The sequence below is a fragment of the Flavobacterium chryseum genome (assembly GCF_004362015.1).
Classification (GTDB): domain Bacteria; phylum Bacteroidota; class Bacteroidia; order Flavobacteriales; family Flavobacteriaceae; genus Flavobacterium.
This window is the reverse complement of record NZ_SNWW01000003.1, coordinates 76107-96048: the sequence shown is the minus strand read 5'-3', so window position 1 is coordinate 96048 and position 19942 is coordinate 76107. Positions and strand designations below refer to the sequence as shown.

Here is a 19942-nt window from a genome sequence, read left to right as displayed (position 1 = left end):
TTTTTTTCAAAAAAAGCTTGTTTTGAACTGAACTTATTTTTTATATTTGCACCAGTAATGCGAAAGTAGCTCAGTTGGTAGAGCTCCAGCCTTCCAAGCTGGTTGTCGCGAGTTCGAGCCTCGTCTTTCGCTCTAAAAAACCGAAACTTAATTGTTTCGGTTTTTTTATCAAAATTAAATAATTTTTTGATTTTTATTTTTTAGAATCATTTATTTGTTTATATTTGCACCCTGTTAATGCGAAAGTAGCTCAGTTGGTAGAGCTCCAGCCTTCCAAGCTGGTTGTCGCGAGTTCGAGCCTCGTCTTTCGCTCTTCAAAATCCTCAAACAATTTGTTTGGGGATTTTTTTTGTTTTTACCATTAAGATATTAAGAAAATAAAGGATTAAATGTAATTCTTAATGTTGAAAATGCTTTGTTAAGAAGTTAAGCTTAATTTTCTTAATATCTTAATGGTAAAAAAAAACTTTAATTTAAACTACTCAAATCACTTTCAGTTTCTAACTCTTTTGGAGATTCATTTTGTAAAAATAAGCGTGCGGATAAATTCCCCTTTAGCGTAATTTTTTCTCCTTTTACTTCAAGCCAGCTTCCTTCTCTCAAACCCAAAACCGGAATAGCATTAAAAGCATGAAATTCCTTAATTCTAGTTTCGCGGGTTTCGCCCATATGTTTTGATTGTGTATCAGGATCTAAATAATGCGGATTTAAATTGAAAGGAATTAATCCTAAAGTCTGAAAACTTGGCGGATAAACAATCGGCATATCATTCGTGGTTTGCATCGATAATCCGCAAATGTTACTTCCGGCGCTTGTTCCTAGATACGGAGTTCCGTTTTTAATGGTTTCAGCAAGTAGCTGCATTATGTTTTGTTGGTATAACTGACTTACGAGTAAAAAAGTATTTCCGCCTCCGGTAAAAATACCTTCTGCGTTTTTTACCGCGTTTTCTGCATTTTCGAACTCATGAATTCCTTTTACAGAAATGTTAATTGTTGCAAATGCCTGTGCGACTTTCTGCGTATATTCAGTATGCGAAATTCCGCCCGGACGCGCATAGGGAATAAATAGTATGCTTTTGCAATTTTTAAAATGAACTTGTAAAGTTGGTAATAAATACTGTAAATAACTGCCTTCGTGCAATGTAGATGTACTGGCAATGATAATGCTTTTCATAAATTTTAAACTCAGATTATACGGTTAAAGGTATTAAAAACTACATTTTTAAGCTAAAAAAAGTTGGGTTTAATTAACATTTTTTTACCATGCTCTTAATACTAAATTTGGAAGACATTAGGATATTTTTACATTTTAAGAATAATTCTAATTTTATTTTATTTTGATCAACAAAGTTTTTTGTTTTTTAGTAATTATTTTGAGTCAGACTTCCTGGTCTCAAAATCAGGATCGTTCTATTATAAACGGAAAAATCATTTCTAATACAAATGATTTGGAAGGTGTTTATGTAGTAAATGCTCAAACTGAAACGATGGTAGCGACAAGTGCCGACGGATCTTTTTCGATTATGGCTAAAGCAGGAGATACACTTGTTTTTTCATCCATACAATTTAAAGAAAATAGGGTTTTGCTAACTCCTGAAAATTTCTCTGATCTAAATTTTACAGTGAAATTAAATCTCGTAATGCATCAATTACAAGAGGTAATTATTAAAACATACGGTAATATTAATGCTGTCGCTTTAGGGATTGTTCCTGCAGGACAAAAAAAATACACTGAAGCAGAAAGAAAACTCCATACTGCAACAGCTTTAAACGCAACTGCAAATGCGGGATCGATGGCTGGAGGATCTATTTCTGCAGATCCTTTATTAAATTTCTTTTCCGGACGTACGGCAATGCTGAAGAAAGAAGTGGCGGTTGAGAAAAAAGAAACTTTCATGAGGCTTTTAGAGAATATGTTTAGCCTTGACCATTTCGTTAATCGATTAAAAATCCCTCATGAATATGTAAAAGGATTTGAATATTATGCTGTAGATAATGATAAGTTTACGGCTATTTTAGATTCTAAAAACAGAACTTCAACAGAGTTTCTCCTTGGAGAACTAGCTGTTAAATACAAAGAAATACTTGCTATTGAAAACAAATAAAGCACTACTCCTAATACTATTCTGCATTTTTCAAATTTCGTTTGGACAAACTAATGGCGCAAAGGAAATTCCAGGTCAGATTTTTGAGCAATCGACTTCTGTCGAAGGCGTAAATATTATCAATAATACAACTCAGGTTACTACGGTTTCTGATGCAAACGGAATGTTTTCGATTGTGGTTCGGGAAGGAGATGTATTGGTTTTTTCATCAGTTAACTTAGAGACGCTTCAACGCAGAATTAGTGCTGAGGATTTAAAGTCTGCTTCGCTTCAGATAAAAATGACTGCTAAAGAAATTGAATTGAAAGAAGTTGTGGTGAATGAAAATGCAAATATCAATGCCGCAAATCTTGGGATTATTTCGCATGACCAGAAAAAATATACGCCGGCAGAAAGAAAAGTGTATACAGCACAATCGACGCCGGGCGATATGTTATTGAATGCTATTTCAGGAAGAACTTCCATGCTTAAAAAAGAAGTTAAAATCGAAAAAAAGGAGGCGCTTTTCAGAAAAATGGAATATCTTTTTGATGAGAATTATTACACAGAAAGATTGAAAATTTCAGTACAAGACATTAAAGGATTTCAATTTTATTGTATAGATGATGCCGAATTTGCTGTATCTTTGGATAGTAAGAACAAAACGATGAGTATGTTTTTAATAACCGATTTAGCCAGAAAATATCTAAAAATTTTAGAAAATGAAAAATAGCCTTAAAATACTCGTTGTGTGCCTATTTTGTCAAATTATGATGGGACAAAATTCAAGAAAACCATTACACGGACAAGTTATAAATAAATCGCTTGCCATAGAAAGTGGTTATGTGATGAATGTAAATGCCAATGTAAGAACTTTTATTGGTTTAAACGGATTGTTTGATATCATGGCAAGGCCTAAAGATACTTTGTTGTTTACGGGACTGGCATTTCAAGCTAAAAAAATTGTTTTAACGGAGAAGGACTGTGCAGAAAAACTTTTTTCAGTGCCGTTGGATTTAGTAAATATTGAATTGAAAGAAGTTTTGGTTCATAAAGAACTTAAAGTAAAATCATTGCAAGGCGGATCGCAAAGTATAACCGATATGCAATTTGAAGATGACAAACTATCTAGTCCGGAAAATAAGGTAATGTACTCTGATCAGACGATTAAATACGGAATGGATTTCGTAAGGATTTTTAAAGACGTTAAAAAGCTTTTACGCAAAGATGAGCAAGTACAAGAGGAAGTTATAAGTGATATAGCATTTGTTGAATACGCTAAAGATAATTTTACGCCTGATTTTTATACTAAAACATTAAGTTTAAAACCAGATGAAATAGACTTGTTTTTGATGTATTGTTCTAATGATTCAGAATCTAAAAAACACTTAAAACCGGAAGATAAGTTTGAATTGATTGATTTTATGATCAATAAAAACAAAGAGTTTAAAAAAATTGAGATGAGTCAAAAATGAAAAATAGATTAATTTATCCCTTAATCGGGATATTGTTTTTGTCGCTTTCTGCTTTTTCATTCCATAAATTTTATATGGGAGTTTTTCAGGTCAATTACGCTGCAGAAAAGAAAATGCTTCAAATTACGTCCCGGATTTTTATCGATGATCTGAATAATGGAATGGAAAAGAAATATCATCAAAAAACATTCGTTGGTACCGATAAGGAAACCCAGGCGGATGTTGATTTATTAAAAAAATACCTTGCTGAAAACTTTACTGTAAAAATAAACGGCCAGTCAAAACCTATTACTTTTTTATCTAAAGAAGTAGAGGCTGGAGATGTTTTGGTTTGTTACTCAAGAATTAAGGATGTTGAAAAGTTTAAAAACATCGAAATTTCAAACACTATTTTAGTCGACTGGAACGCTGAACAACAGAATATTACACATGTTTCAGCATTCGGAACCAAAATGAGTGTTCTCTTTACAGAATCTTCAAGGAAAGAAGTGTTAAAATATTAATCAATAGGTAAAATTATTATTTTAATTGTTATTTTCACACCCTACAAAACTACCTATTATATTTTATGAAAAAGCTTTCATTATTATTACTTTTTCCTGCTATTTTAATGGCTCAGGAGAAAACCACCACAACAGCTGCTCCAAAACAACAAGGAAAGTACGATACTAATAAATTTAGTCAAATGTATGACCTGTTAGCGACGCCTAACATGTTTCGTACAGCTTCCGGAGCGCCGGGTCCTGCTTACTATCAACAACAGGCAGATTATAAAATTGATATTGAATTAGATGATAAAAATTCAAAATTAACTGGTTCTGAAGTTATTACATATTCTAATAATTCTCCGGACAGTTTAGAATATTTATGGATTCAATTAGATCAAAATCAGGCAAAAGCAAATACACAATCTACTCTAGCTGAAAGCGAAAAAATAAATCAGGTTTTGGCACTTGATGGTTTTTCAAGCAAATATTTAAGAAAAGACTTAGAGCGTGGTTTTAATATTGAACAAGTAAAAGATATAAAAGGAAATCCAATGTCATATACCATCAACGAAACGATGATGCGTATTAATCTGGCAACTCCTCTTAAGCCTGGTGAGAAAATTTCACTGGCTATAAAATGGTGGTACAACATCAATAATTACAGAAAAGAAGGTGGACGTTCAGGTTATGAATTGTTTGAGAAAGACGGAAATAAATTATATGTAATTGCTCAGTTTTATCCAAGAATGGCCGTTTATAACGACGTTGAAGGATGGCAGAATATGCAATTTTGGGGAAGCGGAGAGTTTGCTCTTCCTTTTGGAAATTTTGACGTAAACATTACAGTTCCTGCAGATCACGTGATTGATGCTACAGGAGAATTGACAAACAGAGCAGAAGTTTTTACCGCAGAGCAGGTAAAACGTTACGAACAGGCTCAAAAATCATTTGATAAACCCGTTGTAATTGTAACGCAGGCTGAAGCTGAAGCGACTGAAAAAGGTTTCTCTGAGAAGAAAAAAACATGGAAATTCAGCGCTAAAAACGTTCGTGATTTCGGAATTGCTTCTTCAAGAAAATTCATTTACGATGCAATGGCGGTAAAATTAGGCGGTAAAATTGTGATGGCAGAATCTGTTTATCCAAAAGAAGCAAATCCGCTTTGGGGAGAAACTTCAACCATGACAGTTGCTCATACCTTAAAAAGTTACTCCTCTCATACATTCGATTATCCTTATCCAAAAGCGGTATCAGTTTCTGCAGAAGATCAGGGAATGGAATATCCAATGATTTGTTGGAATTTTGGTCGTCCTGATGAAAATGGAGTGACTAGCAAAGAAGTTAAAAACGGAATGATTGGGGTTGTAATTCACGAAGTGGGTCACACTTTCTTTCCTATGATTGTAAACTCAGATGAGCGTCAATGGACTTGGATGGATGAAGGTTTAAACTCCTTTTTAGAATATTTGGCAGAACAGGAATTAGATCCAAATTTCCCATCAAGACGCGGTCCAGCAAAAAATATTGTTCCGTACATGAGCGGAGACCAAAAGTTTTTAGAGCCAATTATGTCTAACTCTGAAACAATTGTACAATTTGGTAATAACGCTTACGGAAAACCGGCTACAGGTCTTAATATTTTAAGAGAAGTAGTTATGGGTAAAGAGTTGTTTGATTATGCTTTTAGAACCTATGCAAACAGATGGAAATTCAAACATCCAACTCCTGAGGATTTCTTTAGAACTATGGAAGATGCTTCTGCTGTAGATTTAGACTGGTTTTTTAGAGGATGGTTTTACTCAACAGATTTCGTGGATATCGGAATTAAAGAGGTGAAACAATATTATGTTTCTGAAACTCCAACAGCTGATATTAAAGATGTAAAAGTAAGAAAAGGACGTTTTGGATTTGAAAAAGGACCATTCGTTTACTTAGTTGCTGCAGAAAATGCTGAAGTTAATGCTTCAAAGAAAAAAGCCTTAAAAGTAGAAGACGTAAAATTATTGTCTGAATATGTAGATAAAACTTTTACAGCTGAAGAAAAAGCAAGTTTAAAATCGCCTAAATATTTTTACGAAGTTGAGTTTAACAAACCAGGCGGAATGATTATGCCAATTTTGGTTGAGATAACTTACGAAGACGGTTCGAAAGATAATTATCAATATCCGGCTCAAATCTGGAGAAAGAATAATGACACCGCTAAGAAAGTTTACGCAACTTCAAAAGCAATTAAAAGTATTCAGGTTGACCCAAAATTAATGACTGCTGATATTGATGTAACCAATAACTCTTGGCCAAAAGTAGAAGAAAAGTCAAAATTTGACTAAATAGATAAAAGAGACTCTGCAAAGAGTCTTTTTTTTTAAGTAAATTTTAAAACTCTCAGCTACAAAATTTAATATATTTGTAGCTACACAAAAATAAAAGATATGTTTGGTATAGGAGGAGGGGAATTAGTTTTTATACTGTTTATAGTACTAATGCTTTTTGGTTCAGACAAAGTGCCGGAAATTGCCCGTACAATGGGTAAAGCGATGGCGCAATTAAAAAATGCAACCAATGATATTAAAAGTGAAATTCAAAAAGGCGCAGAAGCAAATGGCTACGATGCTAAATCTTTAACAGATATCACCGGAAATATCAATGCCCAGATAAATGAAGCAAAAACGAATCTATTAGGAGATACTACTAGTGTATCCGGTAATATATTAGGCGATACTGCTACAGAAATCGACAAAGTAAAAGAAGACATAGATTCAATCTCCGGACCTGTAAAACGCCAAGGATAATGCTTGAAAAAATAAAAGAATTAGATACCAGTTTGCTGGTATATCTTAATGGTTTAGGTTCTGAAAAATACGATAGCTTATGGCTTATTATAACCAATCAACTTTATTGGGTACCATTTTTCTTATTTCTTTTTTATATTATTTATAAAAAATTAGGCGGTAAACAAACCTTATATATTTTACTTTTTATAGCTATCCTTATTACGTTTACAGATCAGGTAACTAATTTGGTTAAATATAATTTTCAGCGTTTACGCCCGTGTAATAACCCTGAAATCAGTTCACATATTCGTCTTGTACTGATGCGAAATTCCTATAGTTTTTTCTCAGGTCACGCTGCTAACACAATGGCGGTTTCAACCTTTTTATTTTTGATTCTAAGAAATCGTATCAAATACTTTGGATTTATATTTTTATGGCCTTTGATTTTCGCTTACAGCCGTATTTATTTAGGAGTGCATTATCCTGGAGACATTTTAACTGGTTATTTCTTCGGAGCACTTTTTGGATTTTTATTATTTTTGGTTTATAGAAAATTAAAACCACAATATTTTCCGGAAAAGCTTGTATAAGGTTCTGAGTTTCTAAGTCGCTAAAATTCTAAGTCTTTTTTTTAAACCTTAGAATCTTAGTAACTTAGTGCCTTAGTAGCTCAAAAATTAAAGAACTCTACTAACCGTCAAACCATCGCGAATTGGCAATAAAACGGTTTCAACTCTAGGATCATTTTTCAGAAGTAAGTTATATTCTAAAAGGACTTTGGTGCTTATATCGTTCGGATGAACCGGTTCTAAAATTTTTCCGCTCCACAAAACATTATCAGATAAAATAATTCCGCCTTTATTCATTTTCGGAACAATCATTTCCCAGTAGTTGAGGTAATTTTCCTTATCTGCATCAATAAAAACCAAATCAAATTTTACATCCAGATTCGGGATAATATCTACAGCTTCTCCTAAATGCTGAAAAATTTGTTTTCCCCAAGGCGAAGCATCAAAATACTTGCGTTGAAAATCAACCAATTCTTCTTTAATATCAATAGTATGTAGTTGCCCGTTTTCCTGCATTCCTTCGCATAAGCATAAGGCAGCATAACCGGTATAAGTTCCGATTTCAAGAATATTCACCGGACGAATTAATTTAGACAACATACTTAAGACACGACCCTGAAAATGTCCGCTTAACATTCTTGGCAAAAGTATTTTCTGGTACGTTTCCTTGTTTAGTTTTGCTAATAATTCTGGTTCGTTTTCAGAATGTTGTTCAATATAATCTTCTAAGTCCTGTGAAATAAAATGCATCTTGTAAGTGTTCTAATTTTAGTAGCAAAAATACAAAAATATCCACTCTCTTTTTTGCATAAAAAAACCACTCGTCGCAACGAATGGTTTCAATTTTGAACTTAAAAAAAATAAATTATTTTTTCAAAGCTTCATTTACATCTTTAGCCGTTTTTACAGTTCCGTCTTTAGCAGCTTTAGCAGCAGCTTCTGCTTTGTCTGCCGCTCTTTTAGAAGCTTCTTTTACATCTGCAGCTGTTTTTTTAGCAGCATCTGCAACTTCATTTGCTGTTTTTTTAGTACCATCTTTTACTTCCTCAATGGTTTTGTTCGTAGCATCTTTTGCTTCAGCAGCAGCATTTTCTGCTCTAATTACAGCAGTATCTCTCGCTTGTTCAATATCTGTTGTAAGCGTATCAACCTTGTTTCCAAGTGTTAATTCATCTTCTCCCGGTTTTGGTTCTTTTTTTTCGCATGATTGTACAGCGAATACCAATAAAGCAACAGCAGCTAAGCTTAAAATTTGTTTTTTCATAATGAAATTAATTTTTTTAGGTTGATAAAATTTAAAGGTTATAATGGTGAAAAAATAAAAGTACAAATTTTAAAATTAAGCGCTCTTCGTAAGATTATTTTTCTTTTCAGAGCAAGACAATTCCTGTGCCAAAATTTTAATTTTTAAAAGATAAACATAAAGTTTTTTCAGAATTAAAAGGTTTCCATAAATACTTAGTAACTTTGCACCATGCAAATCGAGAAAAAAGACATAAGAGCCTTATCAAAAGATCAATTAAGAGATTTTTTTGTCTCAAATAATGACAAAGCTTTTCGTGGAAACCAAGTCTATGAATGGTTATGGAGCAAAGGAGCACACAGCTTTGAAGATATGACGAATGTTGCAAAGTCAACGCGTTCTATGCTTGAGGATAATTTTGTTATCAATCATATTAAGGTTGATACCATGCAGCGCAGCAGCGACGGAACTGTAAAAAATGCTGTTCGTTTGCACGACGGTTTAGTAGTAGAATCAGTTTTAATTCCAACAGAAACCAGAACAACAGCTTGTGTCTCTAGTCAGGTTGGTTGTAGTTTAGATTGTAATTTTTGTGCAACATCAAGATTAAAAAGAATGCGAAATCTGGAACCGGGAGAAATCTACGATCAGGTTATAGCAATCGATAAAGAAAGTCGTTTGTATCATAATCATCCGCTTTCGAATATTGTTTTTATGGGAATGGGAGAGCCTTTAATGAATTATAACAATGTCATTAAAGCAATTGATATGATTACTTCGCCCGAAGGTTTAGGAATGTCGCCAAAACGTATTATGGTTTCGACATCAGGAATTCCGAAAATGATTAAAAAGATGGCCGATGATGATGTAAAATTCAAACTGGCAGTTTCCTTACATTCGGCTATTGATGAAATTCGCGCCAGAATCATGCCTTTCAGCAAAAACTTTCCTCTGGCAGATTTGCGTGAGGCATTAGAATATTGGTACAGAAAGACAAAAAACAAGATTTCATACGAATATGTTGTTTGGAAAGGAATTAACGACGACAAAGCTTCTATTGATGCCTTGGTTAAATTCTGCAAATATGTTCCCTGTAAAGTTAATTTAATTGAATATAACCCAATTGATGACGGAGAGTTTCAACAAGCTTCAGAAGAGTCTATTATGGCTTACATAAAATCGTTGGAAAATATTGGTATAGTGGTAAAAGTTCGTCGCAGCCGCGGAAAAGATATTGATGCTGCTTGCGGACAATTGGCGAATAAAGAAGGATAAAATATTTAATGTTTCAAAAAACAAAAAGCATTAAAGACAAGAGTATAACTTGTTTTTAATGCTTTTTCATTGGGCAAAAAGGATTCTTATTTTTAAGTCAATTTGTTTTCGTAATAAATAATTTTAAATGCTTTACTTTTAAATAATGAACTCAAATTAGTCTTTAAATAGAGAATGATTTTAGTATGCTTTCTTAATAATTGTATAAAATATCGATATACTAACATAAGTAAAGAACGTTTTTTTATTTAAAATAGTATATTTGGAATCGAAATGAATATTACTTCTCAAATAAAACAGCCAATCTTTAAAGAGATGGAACTTTTTGAAACAAAGTTCCATGAATCGATGACCTCAAAGGTGGCATTATTAAACCGCATAACTTATTACATCGTAAACCGAAAAGGAAAACAAATGCGTCCGATGTTTGTTTTTTTAACGGCAAAAATGGTTTCAGGTGGAATTGTAAACGAAAGAACATATCGCGGAGCCTCAGTAATTGAGCTTATTCATACCGCAACTTTGGTACATGATGATGTCGTGGATGACAGTAATCGCCGCCGCGGATTTTTCTCCATCAATGCGCTTTGGAAAAATAAAATTGCCGTTTTGGTTGGAGATTATTTATTGTCTAAAGGATTATTGCTTTCTATAGACAATGGCGATTTTGATTTACTCCGAATTATTTCTGTAGCGGTTCGCGAAATGAGCGAAGGAGAATTGCTTCAGATAGAAAAAGCCCGAAGACTTGATATTACAGAAGATATTTATTACGAAATTATCCGAAAAAAAACCGCTACACTTATTGCGGCCTGTTGTGCTCTTGGCGCAAAATCAGTAATTGAAGATGATATTCAGGTCGAAAATATGCGTAAGTTTGGTGAACTTATCGGTATGGCTTTTCAAATAAAAGATGATTTATTTGATTATAGCGAAGAAGCAATAGGAAAACCAACCGGAATTGATATTAAGGAGCAAAAAATGACTTTGCCTTTAATTCATGTTTTAAATACGTGTACTCCGCAAGAAAAAAAGTGGCTGATAAACTCCATCAAAAACCACAATAAAGACAAAAAACGCGTTAAAGAAGTAATTGCTTTTGTAAAAGACAATAATGGTTTGGCTTACGCCGAAAATAAAATGGTTAAATTTCAACAAGAAGCACTTTCTATTTTAGAAAATTACCCCGATTCTGAATTCAAAGCCGCACTTATTTTAATGGTAAACTACGTTATCGAAAGAAAAAAATAATTTTTTTTAGATAATTTGTCAATTTGATAATTGTTTTACGGAATCCTTTTTGATTAATTCTAAAAAATTAATCAAACACATAGAAACATAGATTTATATTTTAAAAAAAGTTAATCAAAAAGAAACTCGTTTCTCACACATAGCTATGCGTGTTAATGCAAGTGAAACGCCTTTTTTGAGTTCAATAATTCTATGTTTCTATGTGTTAAAATAACTGCATACAACGGATTACTCAATTATAAATCAGTTGTTTTTTTTATTTTTTATGTTGGAATTTGGAATTTAAATATTGGAATTTCATTTTGTAATTGAATTTTTTAATCCCCATGCAACCATTTCAAAACAATACTCGTCTATGCTAATAGAAGTCTGTTAGTAAAACAAAATTTGAACGCTTATTAATGAAAATTATTCATTTACATCAAGAAGAAACCGAAATTATCAGGTTGGCTGTCGAGCATAATCGACAAGCACAACAACAGATATACAGCAGGTTTTCATCAAAAATGCTAAGCGTTTGCCGACAATACATAAAAGATATTCAATTGGCCGAAGATGTCATGATAACGGCTTTTATGAAGGTATTTACCAACTTAAATAAATTTGAACATAAAGGAAGTTTTGAAGGCTGGATTCGCAGAATCATGGTTAACGAATGCATTTCGTATTTAAGAGTTCAGAAGAAAGTGAAATTTACCGAAGATGAAATTTATACAGAAGAAAGTTTCAATGCAATAGATATTCAGTTTTCAATAGATCAGATTCAGTTTTTGATTGATGCCTTGCCGGATGGTTATAAAATGGTTTTCAATTTATATGCTATTGAAGGTTATAAACACAATGAAATTGCAAAGATGTTAGGGATTAATGAAGGTACATCGAAATCGCAATTATCGCACGCGAGAAAAATGCTTCAAACTCAAATTAATACATTAAAAAAACAAGATAATGGAACCGAATAATTTTGAAAAGGATTTCCGTGATAAATTAAATCAACGCAAAATTGAACCAAGTGATAAAGCCTGGGACCGATTAGATGCGATGTTGAGTATTGCCGAAAGAACCGAACCGAAAGAAACTTCAAAGAGAAAATGGCTGTATGTCGCTGCAAGTATTGTTGGCTTTTTATTGATTGGAACTTTCTTTTTTAATCAAAAGAAAAATACAATCGAAACTCTAAAAGAAAATGTTGTAATAGAAGAAAATCTAAAAAAGGATTCAATTCTAAAACCAATTTTAAATACAATAGATTTCCGTAAGACTGAAATTGCAAATTCAGAAAAAAGTTCAGATCAAACTTCAAATAAAGAAAAAATAAACCTCAATAATAAATCGAGTAAACCAATAAAAAAAGAACAAAATCAAATAGCGGAGTCTTCAATCATCATCAAAAACAATCAGGAAAATCAAACAATCAACAATCAAATTTCAACAGTTGAAACTTCTAAAAATGAGAATAGAGATCAGTTGATAAATTCGGCAGAAAAGACAGCAGTTGCAGAAAATTCGGCGAAAGCAAAAAAAATAAAAGTAAATGCAGGCGATTTACTCAATCAGGTCGATGGCGAATTAGAACTTTCATTTAGAGAAAAAATCATTACAAAAGTTAATAAAAATTATCAAACAGTAAAAGTGGCGGTTACAAATCGAAATCAACAAGAGTAAAGAGTAAAGAATTAAGAATTAAGAATTAAGAATTCACAATTCATAATTAACAATTTACAATTCACAATTAAAAAACAATCATCAATCATTTAAAAATCAATCATGAAAAATTTTACCGTTTACCTCGTAATCCTGGTTTTCTTATTTGTCAGCAAAGTGCTCGGTCAGGAAACTTTTGAATCTAGGGCCAGAGAAATTGCCAATAAAATAGAGAAGATTACCAAAGAAGAAAAAGAAGCTTTAAAACAAGAAATTGAAGCCATAAATGTTCAATTATCAGAAGGAAAGATAACGCAGGAAGTGGCCGATAAGCGCAAAAAAGAATTAGCTGAAGCAAGAGCTGTTATCATCGAAGAAAAAGTGACTTTGGCCCAAAATGAACTTAATGATTTGGTACAGCAAAAAGTAGATGGAAAAATAAAAGAACAGGATTCAGACACAAAATATAGTTTAGTATTTCATCGAAATGATAAAAGAACAGACAGCGATTCTATCTATGGAGAAAAAAGAACCACTTCGCAATTTGTGTTTGCAATGGGTTTAAACAACATGATGGTCGACGGAAAACTTCAGGATTCAAAGTACAGTTTTATGGGTTCGCATTTTTACGAATGGGGTTTAACCTATAATTCAAGGCTAATGAAAAACGATAATTTATTGCACGCCAAATACGGACTTTCATTAATGTATAACAATATTCGCCCAAATGATAACAGAAGCTTTGTCGTAAATAATGATCAGACTAATCTAGAAGTTAATGCTGTGCACCTAAACGAATCACGTTTTAGAAATGTTTATTTAGTCGCGCCCGTACATTTAGAATTCGATTTTTCGAAACCTAAATATAGTGATGGACAAACTTATTTCAAAACACACGAAAGTTTCCGTTTCGGGATTGGAGGTTACGCTGGAATAAATGTAAAATCCAAACAAATTTTAAAATTTGAAGAAGAGGATTTAAAATATAAAACAACAATAAAAGGCGATTACAATGTAAATAATTTTATTTATGGATTAAGTTCTTATGTTGGTTACAAAGAGGTTAGTTTGTATTTAAAATATGATTTGAACCCTTTATTTAAAGACAATTTAGTTGAAGAAAAGAATATTTCATTAGGATTGCGTTTAGATTTAAATTAAAAATTGAGTTGAGTTTAGTTAGTAGAAAAAGTGCTTCGAAAGAGGCACTTTTTTATGCAAAATTTTAAAATTTCAAGATTGATTTGTGTACTTTTACAGGCTCTCAACTTTAAAAATATTTTACGTTTTGATTTCACAAAATACAATTGATACTGTTTTTGAAACTGCTCGAGTAGAGGAGGTTATAGGTGATTTTGTAAATTTAAAACGCGCCGGAAGTAACTTCAAAGGTCTGAGTCCGTTCTCAGATGAACGTTCTCCGTCGTTTATGGTTTCGCCTGTAAAACAAATATGGAAAGATTTTAGTACAGGAAAAGGAGGAAATTCTGTTAAATTCCTGATGGAACATTCGCAATTTACCTATCCCGAAGCCATTCGCTATTTAGCCAGAAAATACAATATCGAAATTGAAGAAACCGAACAATCAGATGAAGAAAAAGCAATAACAGACGTGCGCGAAAGCATGTATCTGGTTTCTGAGTTTGCATCAAAATATTTTCAGGATGTACTTTTAAATTCTGAAGAAGGAAAAGCAATTGGATATTCTTATTTTAAAGAAAGAGGTTTTACCAATGAAACCATCAAAAAATTTGGTTTAGGATACTCGCCTGAAACCTGGGATGCTTTTACCAAAGAAGCATTAGGAAAAGGCTATAAATTAGAATATCTTGAAAGTACCGGTTTAACAATTGCAAGGGAAGACCGTCCTTTTGACCGCTTTAAAGGTCGTGTTATGTTTCCGATTCATAGCATGTCCGGACGTGTTTTAGGATTTGGAGGCCGTATTTTAACCAATGATAAAAAAGCAGCAAAATATTTAAACTCTCCCGAAAGTGATATTTACCATAAAAGTAAAGTGCTTTACGGAATTTTTCAGGCGAAGCAATCGATAGCGAAATTAAATAATTGTTATTTGGTTGAAGGTTATACTGATGTTATCCAGTTCAACCAGGCCGGAATTGAGAATGTTGTAGCATCGTCAGGAACTGCTTTAACACCGGATCAGATTCGTTTAATAAATCGTTTGACAAGAAATATTACCGTACTTTTTGACGGAGACGCTGCAGGACTACGTGCTTCTATTCGGGGAATTGATTTGATTCTGGAAGAAGGAATGAATGTAAGAGTTTGTGCCTTTCCTGATGGAGAAGATCCGGACAGTTTTGCCCGAAAAAATTCTCATGATGATTTAGTAGCTTATTTAGAAGCAAACAGCAAAGATTTTATACAGTTTAAAGCTTCGATCCTAATGGGCGATGCTAAAAACGATCCTATTAAAAAAGCCGATTTAATTCGCGATATGGTCAATAGTATTTCTAAAATACCAGATCGTATTCAGCGTGAAATATATATTCAGGAATGTGCCAGAATCATGGATATTTCTGAACAGGTACTTTTGAGTACACTGGCTCAGTTGATTCAAAAAGATATTGCAGAAGTTAATAAAAAACAAAAGCAGGAGCAAAAACCTTTTGAAGTTTTTAGAAATCAAAAACCAAAAAATGGTGGGTATTCAGGGGGAGATCCTGAAGATCCAAGAGTAGGGCCACCGGAAGGTTATCCGGGAGAGACAGGATATCTGCAAGAACAAGCAGAAAAAGTAGATATTTTGTACGGTTTCGAAAGAAAAATTATCGAAATATTATTGCTTTACGGAAATGTAGAAGAGGACTTTGAAGATGTTTTTTTGAAAGCTGATGAAGAAGGAGTTATTAAAGAAGTAAGCGAAAAAAGAAAATATAAAGTTTACGAAAAAGTTTATTTAAGTCTGCAGGAAGACGAAGTAGAGCTTTCTAATAATTTGTTTCAAAATATATTTGCAGGATTAATTGATTTTTATAATCAAAATGAAGCTTTTAGTTTAGATAAATATTTAATGCATCTTCATCCTGATTTTGCACAGGAAGTGACCAATATTTTAATGGAAGATGAAAAAGTAACCATTCACAACTGGGAAGGACAAAATATTTTTCCAAAACATAAAAGCGTAACCATAGAACAAAATGTATCAGATACCATTTTCTCTATGCGCTGGTATTTGGTTTCTAAAATAATCCACGATTTAAAGAACTCATTATTATCAGATCCTAAAGAAGATAATTCAGAGCTTTTATCGATGGTTGTAGATTATTCAAGATTATTAAATAACTTTTCAAGAAAACTGGGAAGAGTTGTAGTTCCGTATCATTAAATAAAATTAAAAAGCTCTATATAACTGATAAATCAGACAATACAGAGCTTTTGTCTACGGTTTTTGGATTATTCATAGTGGTATTTGGAATATACCAGAAGAGTAATTTTATACCATTAAATAATTTCTAATGTCTTAGCTTTATTAACTAAGTCAACTAAATTAGTAACATTTAATTTAGTTAATAATCTCAATTTGTACGTGCTGATCGTTTTTTCGTTCAGGTTTAGAATTTTTGAGATTTCATTGTTTTTTTTACCATCGCTTAAATAGCGCAAAACTTCAATCTCGCGATTAGAAAGTTTTCTGTACAAACGTTCGCTCTTGCTTTGTTTAGCAATTAGGGCCATGTTTTTGCGAACTGTTTCATTGATAATAATTTTTCCTTCATGCACTTTGATGATAGAAAGACCTAAAGTTTCAAGTTTTTCTGTTTTGTGCACGTAACCAGAGACTCCTGCTTTAATTGCGTTTGGAGCATACATCTGTTCAGCGAGGTCACTAAAAATTACAATTTTTGTTTTTGGAAAATTTTTCAGAATAGATTTCACTTCGAAGATGCTCGAAAGACCTTCTAACTCTAAATCTAGAATTAGGATGTCGATCTCCTTCGTTTGAAGAATATCTCTAACCATTGAAAAATTGCCTACGTTGGCAACAATTGAAATTTGATCGTGGTCTTTAAAATAAGACTTAACGCCAAAGTGAGTCACAGGATGATTGTCTGCAAGACATACTTTAATCATAATTTTACCTTTTTAGAATTATTATCATGTTTTTTGGAGCTGTAAAATTAATAAATAAATTCTGTAATTAATGGCAGACAAATGTTAAAAATGTTATTTTAACGTTTTTGGGATTAAACAAACTGGTATTGGATCCATTTTATGCTTGTTGCTGGTGTTTAAACGTTTATAGATTTCAAAGACAGATTTTTCTCTCCCATTGAAGTCAGCTACCGAATTTCCTGACTCCGCGGCCAGCATCGCCCATTCAAGCTCATCATAACTGGCTCCCAATTGGTCTTCATCTGTTCTGTTATCACCAAATAAACCATCTGTAGGTGCTGCTGTTAAAATTGACTGTGGTATTGTTAAATATTCGCCAAGAGCATAAACATCAGACTTCATTAAGTCAGCAATTGGGCTAAGGTCAACTCCGCCATCTCCGTATTTTGTATAAAATCCTACACCAAAATCCTCTACCTTATTCCCCGTCCCTGCTACTAAAAGTCCATGAATACCAGCTAGATAGTAAAGAGAAGTCATTCTTAAACGAGCTCTGGTGTTCGCTAACGATAAATTAACTTTTGTTGAATCTTTTGATGATGGCACAGCGCTCTTAAAAGCCTCAAAAGTGCTTGTTAAATCAGTTTCAACATTAGAAACATTCGGAAAACGTTTTTTAAGCTGATCAATATGTTCTCTTCCTCTTGACACTTGATTTTCAGCTTGATGAATTGGCATTTCAACACATAAAACTTGTAAACCGGTCTGCGCACATAGCGTAGAAGTTACTGCAGAGTCTACTCCGCCCGAAATTCCAATTACAAAACCATTAGCTTTTGCATTGGTAGCGTAATTTTTTAACCATTCAACAATATGAGTATTTACTTTTTCTGTCTGAATTGTGCTTTTTTTAGCCATAATAGTTCAAGTTTTAAAATACAGGGATGTATATTTGCATAAATTTTTTAAGTATACGTTTTTACTTAAATTCCAGCAACACAAATCTAATTAAAATAAAATGAAAATATATCGCTTTGCAGTGGTTCTGTGCTTGTTTTTTTTGTCTTGTGATCAAAAAAGTAAAGTCGAAAAAGCAGTTGAGGAAATTCCTGTTGATATTAAAGTAGAACGTTTTGATAAAGTGTTTTTTGAAACCAAACCAGAAGATCTGGCTAAAGTAAAAAGGCAATATCCTTTCTTTTTTCCTCCGGGCAATGATGATGCCGTTTGGTTAAATAAAATGCAAGACCCAATCTGGAAGGAAGTTTACACAGAAGTACAAAAAAAATACGGCAATTTTGAGCCCGTTCGTGAGCAATTCAATGCACTGTTTCAACACGTAAAGTATTATTTTCCAAAAACAAAAACGCCTAAAGTCATCACAGTAATTTCAGAAATGGATTATAATGCCAAAGCAATTTATGCAGACAGCCTGGTGATAGTTGCATTAGAATTGTATTTGGGAAAAGACCATAAATTTTATCAGTTCCCAAATTATCTGAAACAAAATTTTGAAGAAAAACAAATCATGCCTGACGTGGTTTCTAGTTTTGCTTACCGAAATATTCCGCCTTCTGCTGATAAAACGTTGCTTTCTCAAATGATTTTTGAAGGAAAACAATTGTATGCAAAGGATTTACTTTTGCCTGACTATACAGATGCAGAAAAAATGGGCTACACGCCGGAACAAATAAAATGGTGTGAAGAGAATGAAAATTATATGTGGCGCTATTTTCTTGAAAAAGAAATGTTATACAGTCCTGATCCTAAATTAAACACCAGATTTATTGCGCCTGCTCCATTCTCTAAATTTTATTTAGAATTAGATAATGAATCCCCGGGAAGAGTGGGAGGCTGGATTGGCTGGCAAATCGTGCGCTCGTACATGAAAAACAACAATGTTACGTTGCCGGAATTATTAAAAACAGATGCAAAAGAAATATTCGAAAAGTCCAAATATAAACCTAAGAAATAATGTCAGATACAATAAACTCAGAAATTAAATTCAATATAGAATTAGACGAAAACCGTGTGCCGGAAAAATTAACCTGGAGCGCTCAGGATGGCGGTGTGCAAGCAGAAGAAGCAAAAGCTATTATGTTGTCTATTTGGGATAGTAAAGCCAAAGAAACGATGCGTATTGACTTGTGGACGAAAGATATGCCGGTAGATGAAATGAAAATTTTCTTTCACCAAACATTAGTAGCAATGTCTGATACTTTTAAACGCGCTACAGATGACGAAAAAATGGCCGATACAATGAAAGATTTCTGTGATTATTTTGCAGAAAAACTGGAGTTGACAAAGCAATAGTTGAAATTTCAATTTTTTAAATCCCAAATTCCAATTGCAAGGTTGGAATTTGGGATTTTTTATATTCAAATTTGATGTTTTGCTATTTAACCGATCTTTTCTTTAAATCTTTAAATACCTTTTTTAAAGCTCCTAACATTAAATTATTTGTGTTTTTGTAGAATGCTATATTGTCTATAAGTTTATCGGATTTTTCTGTTTCCCACATCGATTTTGTATTTCCTTTTTCAGTAATACCCACAACATTCTGAGAATAAATAATTTGTTGTAAGTTTAAATCATATATTTCCAAAATTACAGATGCTTCATTTTTTCCTGTTTCGTAATCAGTCTGGTAAAGTTCTATGTTCGAAAAGTCACTTTTGCTTTTTTTGGTAGAAATATTAATAAAAAAATCAAAACCAGTTCCGTCTTTGAGTTCTTTTAGTTTTACGCTATTGGGATTTAAATGAATCTTTCTTGTAACCAGTAATCCATTAACGTCATTAATGTATGATAATCTATCACCTACACTTTCTCTAAAAAATTTTAAAGACTCTGAAGTCATTTTTTCTTTAGAATTATTCGGGCAATCTAATTCATTTAAAAGCCATTTGCCGGATGTAAAATCAACACCGGTTCTTTGTCCGGTCATGAACATGTATCGTGGGGCATGGCATGATGATAAAATTAAGAGAAAAAGGAATGAGATTACTTTAAAATTCTTCATAGACTAAATTTGATTTGTTTCAAATGTAGTTTAAAAAA

21 protein-coding genes and 2 tRNA genes are annotated in these 19942 nt (G+C 32.8%); 17 read left to right on the top strand and 6 right to left on the bottom strand.

Annotation, left to right across the window (positions count from 1 at the left end; genetic code table 11):
* The first annotated feature begins 59 nt into the window (after nucleotides 1–59).
* Together EV143_RS06960 and EV143_RS06955 are read left to right on the top strand one after the other, a co-directional pair.
* Nucleotides 60–132 (top strand) — tRNA-Gly (locus EV143_RS06960).
* Nucleotides 133–239: 107 nt separating this feature from the next.
* Nucleotides 240–312, top strand: a tRNA-Gly gene (locus EV143_RS06955).
* 156 nt (nucleotides 313–468) lie between these two features.
* Here the strand turns inward: EV143_RS06955 and pepE are convergent.
* Nucleotides 469–1176, bottom strand: coding sequence for a dipeptidase PepE (gene pepE, locus EV143_RS06950; protein ID WP_133507251.1), 708 nt, complete (start codon nucleotides 1174–1176; stop codon nucleotides 469–471).
* Between the two features lie 163 nt (nucleotides 1177–1339).
* On the opposite strand from pepE, the gene EV143_RS06945 reads away from it, so the two are divergent.
* The 7 genes from EV143_RS06945 to EV143_RS06915 all read left to right on the top strand — a co-directional run bounded on the left by EV143_RS06945 (nucleotide 1340) and on the right by EV143_RS06915 (nucleotide 7410).
* A complete protein-coding gene (locus EV143_RS06945) occupies nucleotides 1340–2107 on the top strand; it encodes a carboxypeptidase-like regulatory domain-containing protein (protein WP_133507250.1) in 768 nt (255 codons plus the stop codon).
* On the top strand, nucleotides 2094–2819 hold the full coding sequence (locus EV143_RS06940; protein WP_133507249.1) for a carboxypeptidase-like regulatory domain-containing protein: 726 nt from the start codon (nucleotides 2094–2096) through the stop codon (nucleotides 2817–2819). Before EV143_RS06945 ends, EV143_RS06940 begins: the two co-directional genes overlap by 14 nt.
* On the top strand, nucleotides 2809–3561 hold the full coding sequence (locus tag EV143_RS06935) for a hypothetical protein (RefSeq protein WP_133507248.1): 753 nt from the start codon (nucleotides 2809–2811) through the stop codon (nucleotides 3559–3561). The genes EV143_RS06940 and EV143_RS06935 overlap by 11 nt, the downstream gene beginning before the upstream one ends.
* Nucleotides 3558–4064 carry a DUF6702 family protein gene (locus EV143_RS06930; RefSeq protein WP_133507247.1) on the top strand — a complete coding sequence of 169 codons (507 nt, stop codon included), beginning with the start codon at nucleotides 3558–3560 and terminating at the stop codon, nucleotides 4062–4064. The genes EV143_RS06935 and EV143_RS06930 overlap by 4 nt, the downstream gene beginning before the upstream one ends.
* Before the next feature lie 65 nt (nucleotides 4065–4129).
* The gene (locus tag EV143_RS06925) at nucleotides 4130–6376 is read left to right on the top strand and encodes a M1 family metallopeptidase (protein ID WP_133507246.1); all 2247 of its coding nucleotides are present in this window, start codon (nucleotides 4130–4132) and stop codon (nucleotides 6374–6376) included.
* Between the two features lie 102 nt (nucleotides 6377–6478).
* Nucleotides 6479–6838 (top strand): Sec-independent protein translocase subunit TatA/TatB, encoded by a 360-nt coding sequence (locus tag EV143_RS06920; protein ID WP_133507245.1) that lies wholly within the window; start codon nucleotides 6479–6481, stop codon nucleotides 6836–6838.
* A complete protein-coding gene (locus EV143_RS06915) occupies nucleotides 6838–7410 on the top strand; it encodes a phosphatase PAP2 family protein (RefSeq protein ID WP_133507244.1) in 573 nt (190 codons plus the stop codon). Before EV143_RS06920 ends, EV143_RS06915 begins: the two co-directional genes overlap by 1 nt.
* Nucleotides 7411–7497: 87 nt before the next feature.
* Here EV143_RS06915 and EV143_RS06910 read toward each other — a convergent pair whose 3' ends face one another.
* A complete protein-coding gene (locus EV143_RS06910; RefSeq protein ID WP_133507243.1) occupies nucleotides 7498–8139 on the bottom strand; it encodes an O-methyltransferase in 642 nt (213 codons plus the stop codon).
* 115 nt (nucleotides 8140–8254) lie between these two features.
* Complete coding sequence (locus EV143_RS06905) at nucleotides 8255–8653, bottom strand: hypothetical protein (protein WP_133507242.1); 399 nt, start codon at nucleotides 8651–8653, stop codon at nucleotides 8255–8257.
* Nucleotides 8654–8863: 210 nt separating this feature from the next.
* Between EV143_RS06905 and rlmN the strand changes: the two genes are divergently transcribed.
* From rlmN to dnaG, 6 genes are all read left to right on the top strand, one after another.
* On the top strand, nucleotides 8864–9907 hold the full coding sequence (gene rlmN / locus EV143_RS06900) for a 23S rRNA (adenine(2503)-C(2))-methyltransferase RlmN (protein ID WP_133507241.1): 1044 nt from the start codon (nucleotides 8864–8866) through the stop codon (nucleotides 9905–9907).
* A gap of 273 nt (nucleotides 9908–10180) precedes the next feature.
* Nucleotides 10181–11158: a polyprenyl synthetase family protein gene (locus EV143_RS06895; RefSeq protein WP_133507240.1), complete on the top strand. Its 978-nt coding sequence runs from the start codon at nucleotides 10181–10183 to the stop codon at nucleotides 11156–11158.
* Nucleotides 11159–11559: 401 nt separating this feature from the next.
* Complete coding sequence (locus EV143_RS06890; protein ID WP_133507239.1) at nucleotides 11560–12120, top strand: RNA polymerase sigma factor; 561 nt, start codon at nucleotides 11560–11562, stop codon at nucleotides 12118–12120.
* Nucleotides 12107–12823 carry a hypothetical protein gene (locus tag EV143_RS06885; RefSeq protein WP_133507238.1) on the top strand — a complete coding sequence of 239 codons (717 nt, stop codon included), beginning with the start codon at nucleotides 12107–12109 and terminating at the stop codon, nucleotides 12821–12823. Before EV143_RS06890 ends, EV143_RS06885 begins: the two co-directional genes overlap by 14 nt.
* A gap of 102 nt (nucleotides 12824–12925) precedes the next feature.
* Nucleotides 12926–13963: a hypothetical protein gene (locus tag EV143_RS06880; protein WP_133507237.1), complete on the top strand. Its 1038-nt coding sequence runs from the start codon at nucleotides 12926–12928 to the stop codon at nucleotides 13961–13963.
* Nucleotides 13964–14090: 127 nt separating this feature from the next.
* Nucleotides 14091–16154: a DNA primase gene (gene dnaG, locus EV143_RS06875; RefSeq protein WP_133507236.1), complete on the top strand. Its 2064-nt coding sequence runs from the start codon at nucleotides 14091–14093 to the stop codon at nucleotides 16152–16154.
* Between the two features lie 116 nt (nucleotides 16155–16270).
* On the opposite strand, the gene EV143_RS06870 is transcribed toward dnaG, so the two are convergent.
* Complete coding sequence (locus EV143_RS06870; protein ID WP_026730588.1) at nucleotides 16271–16900, bottom strand: response regulator transcription factor; 630 nt, start codon at nucleotides 16898–16900, stop codon at nucleotides 16271–16273.
* A 93-nt stretch (nucleotides 16901–16993) separates the two neighbouring features.
* Nucleotides 16994–17800, bottom strand: coding sequence for an NAD(+) synthase (gene nadE, locus EV143_RS06865; protein WP_133507235.1), 807 nt, complete (start codon nucleotides 17798–17800; stop codon nucleotides 16994–16996).
* Nucleotides 17801–17900: 100 nt separating this feature from the next.
* Between nadE and gldB the strand changes: the two genes are divergently transcribed.
* Together gldB and gldC are read left to right on the top strand one after the other, a co-directional pair.
* Entirely contained in the window at nucleotides 17901–18857 is a 957-nt protein-coding gene (gene gldB / locus EV143_RS06860; protein WP_133507234.1) for a gliding motility lipoprotein GldB, read from the top strand.
* The gene (gene gldC / locus EV143_RS06855) at nucleotides 18857–19195 is read left to right on the top strand and encodes a gliding motility protein GldC (protein WP_166638126.1); all 339 of its coding nucleotides are present in this window, start codon (nucleotides 18857–18859) and stop codon (nucleotides 19193–19195) included. The genes gldB and gldC overlap by 1 nt, the downstream gene beginning before the upstream one ends.
* Before the next feature lie 82 nt (nucleotides 19196–19277).
* Here the strand turns inward: gldC and EV143_RS06850 are convergent, their stop codons facing one another.
* Complete coding sequence (locus EV143_RS06850; protein WP_133507233.1) at nucleotides 19278–19904, bottom strand: hypothetical protein; 627 nt, start codon at nucleotides 19902–19904, stop codon at nucleotides 19278–19280.
* Between the last annotated feature and the right edge of the window lie 38 nt (nucleotides 19905–19942).

Coding starts and splice junctions, on each gene's coding strand:
- rlmN (WP_133507241.1), top strand. CDS start 8,864: ATGCAAATCGAGAAAAAAGACATAAGAGCCTTATCAAAAGATCAATTA.
- EV143_RS06910 (WP_133507243.1), bottom strand. CDS start 8,139: ATGCATTTTATTTCACAGGACTTAGAAGATTATATTGAACAACATTCT.
- EV143_RS06935 (WP_133507248.1), top strand. CDS start 2,809: ATGAAAAATAGCCTTAAAATACTCGTTGTGTGCCTATTTTGTCAAATT.
- EV143_RS06920 (WP_133507245.1), top strand. CDS start 6,479: ATGTTTGGTATAGGAGGAGGGGAATTAGTTTTTATACTGTTTATAGTA.
- EV143_RS06880 (WP_133507237.1), top strand. CDS start 12,926: ATGAAAAATTTTACCGTTTACCTCGTAATCCTGGTTTTCTTATTTGTC.
- gldC (WP_166638126.1), top strand. CDS start 18,857: ATGTCAGATACAATAAACTCAGAAATTAAATTCAATATAGAATTAGAC.
- EV143_RS06925 (WP_133507246.1), top strand. CDS start 4,130: ATGAAAAAGCTTTCATTATTATTACTTTTTCCTGCTATTTTAATGGCT.
- EV143_RS06895 (WP_133507240.1), top strand. CDS start 10,181: ATGAATATTACTTCTCAAATAAAACAGCCAATCTTTAAAGAGATGGAA.
- EV143_RS06930 (WP_133507247.1), top strand. CDS start 3,558: ATGAAAAATAGATTAATTTATCCCTTAATCGGGATATTGTTTTTGTCG.
- EV143_RS06905 (WP_133507242.1), bottom strand. CDS start 8,653: ATGAAAAAACAAATTTTAAGCTTAGCTGCTGTTGCTTTATTGGTATTC.
- pepE (WP_133507251.1), bottom strand. CDS start 1,176: ATGAAAAGCATTATCATTGCCAGTACATCTACATTGCACGAAGGCAGT.
- EV143_RS06870 (WP_026730588.1), bottom strand. CDS start 16,900: ATGATTAAAGTATGTCTTGCAGACAATCATCCTGTGACTCACTTTGGC.
- EV143_RS06890 (WP_133507239.1), top strand. CDS start 11,560: ATGAAAATTATTCATTTACATCAAGAAGAAACCGAAATTATCAGGTTG.
- EV143_RS06915 (WP_133507244.1), top strand. CDS start 6,838: ATGCTTGAAAAAATAAAAGAATTAGATACCAGTTTGCTGGTATATCTT.
- EV143_RS06885 (WP_133507238.1), top strand. CDS start 12,107: ATGGAACCGAATAATTTTGAAAAGGATTTCCGTGATAAATTAAATCAA.
- gldB (WP_133507234.1), top strand. CDS start 17,901: ATGAAAATATATCGCTTTGCAGTGGTTCTGTGCTTGTTTTTTTTGTCT.
- EV143_RS06850 (WP_133507233.1), bottom strand. CDS start 19,904: ATGAAGAATTTTAAAGTAATCTCATTCCTTTTTCTCTTAATTTTATCA.
- nadE (WP_133507235.1), bottom strand. CDS start 17,800: ATGGCTAAAAAAAGCACAATTCAGACAGAAAAAGTAAATACTCATATT.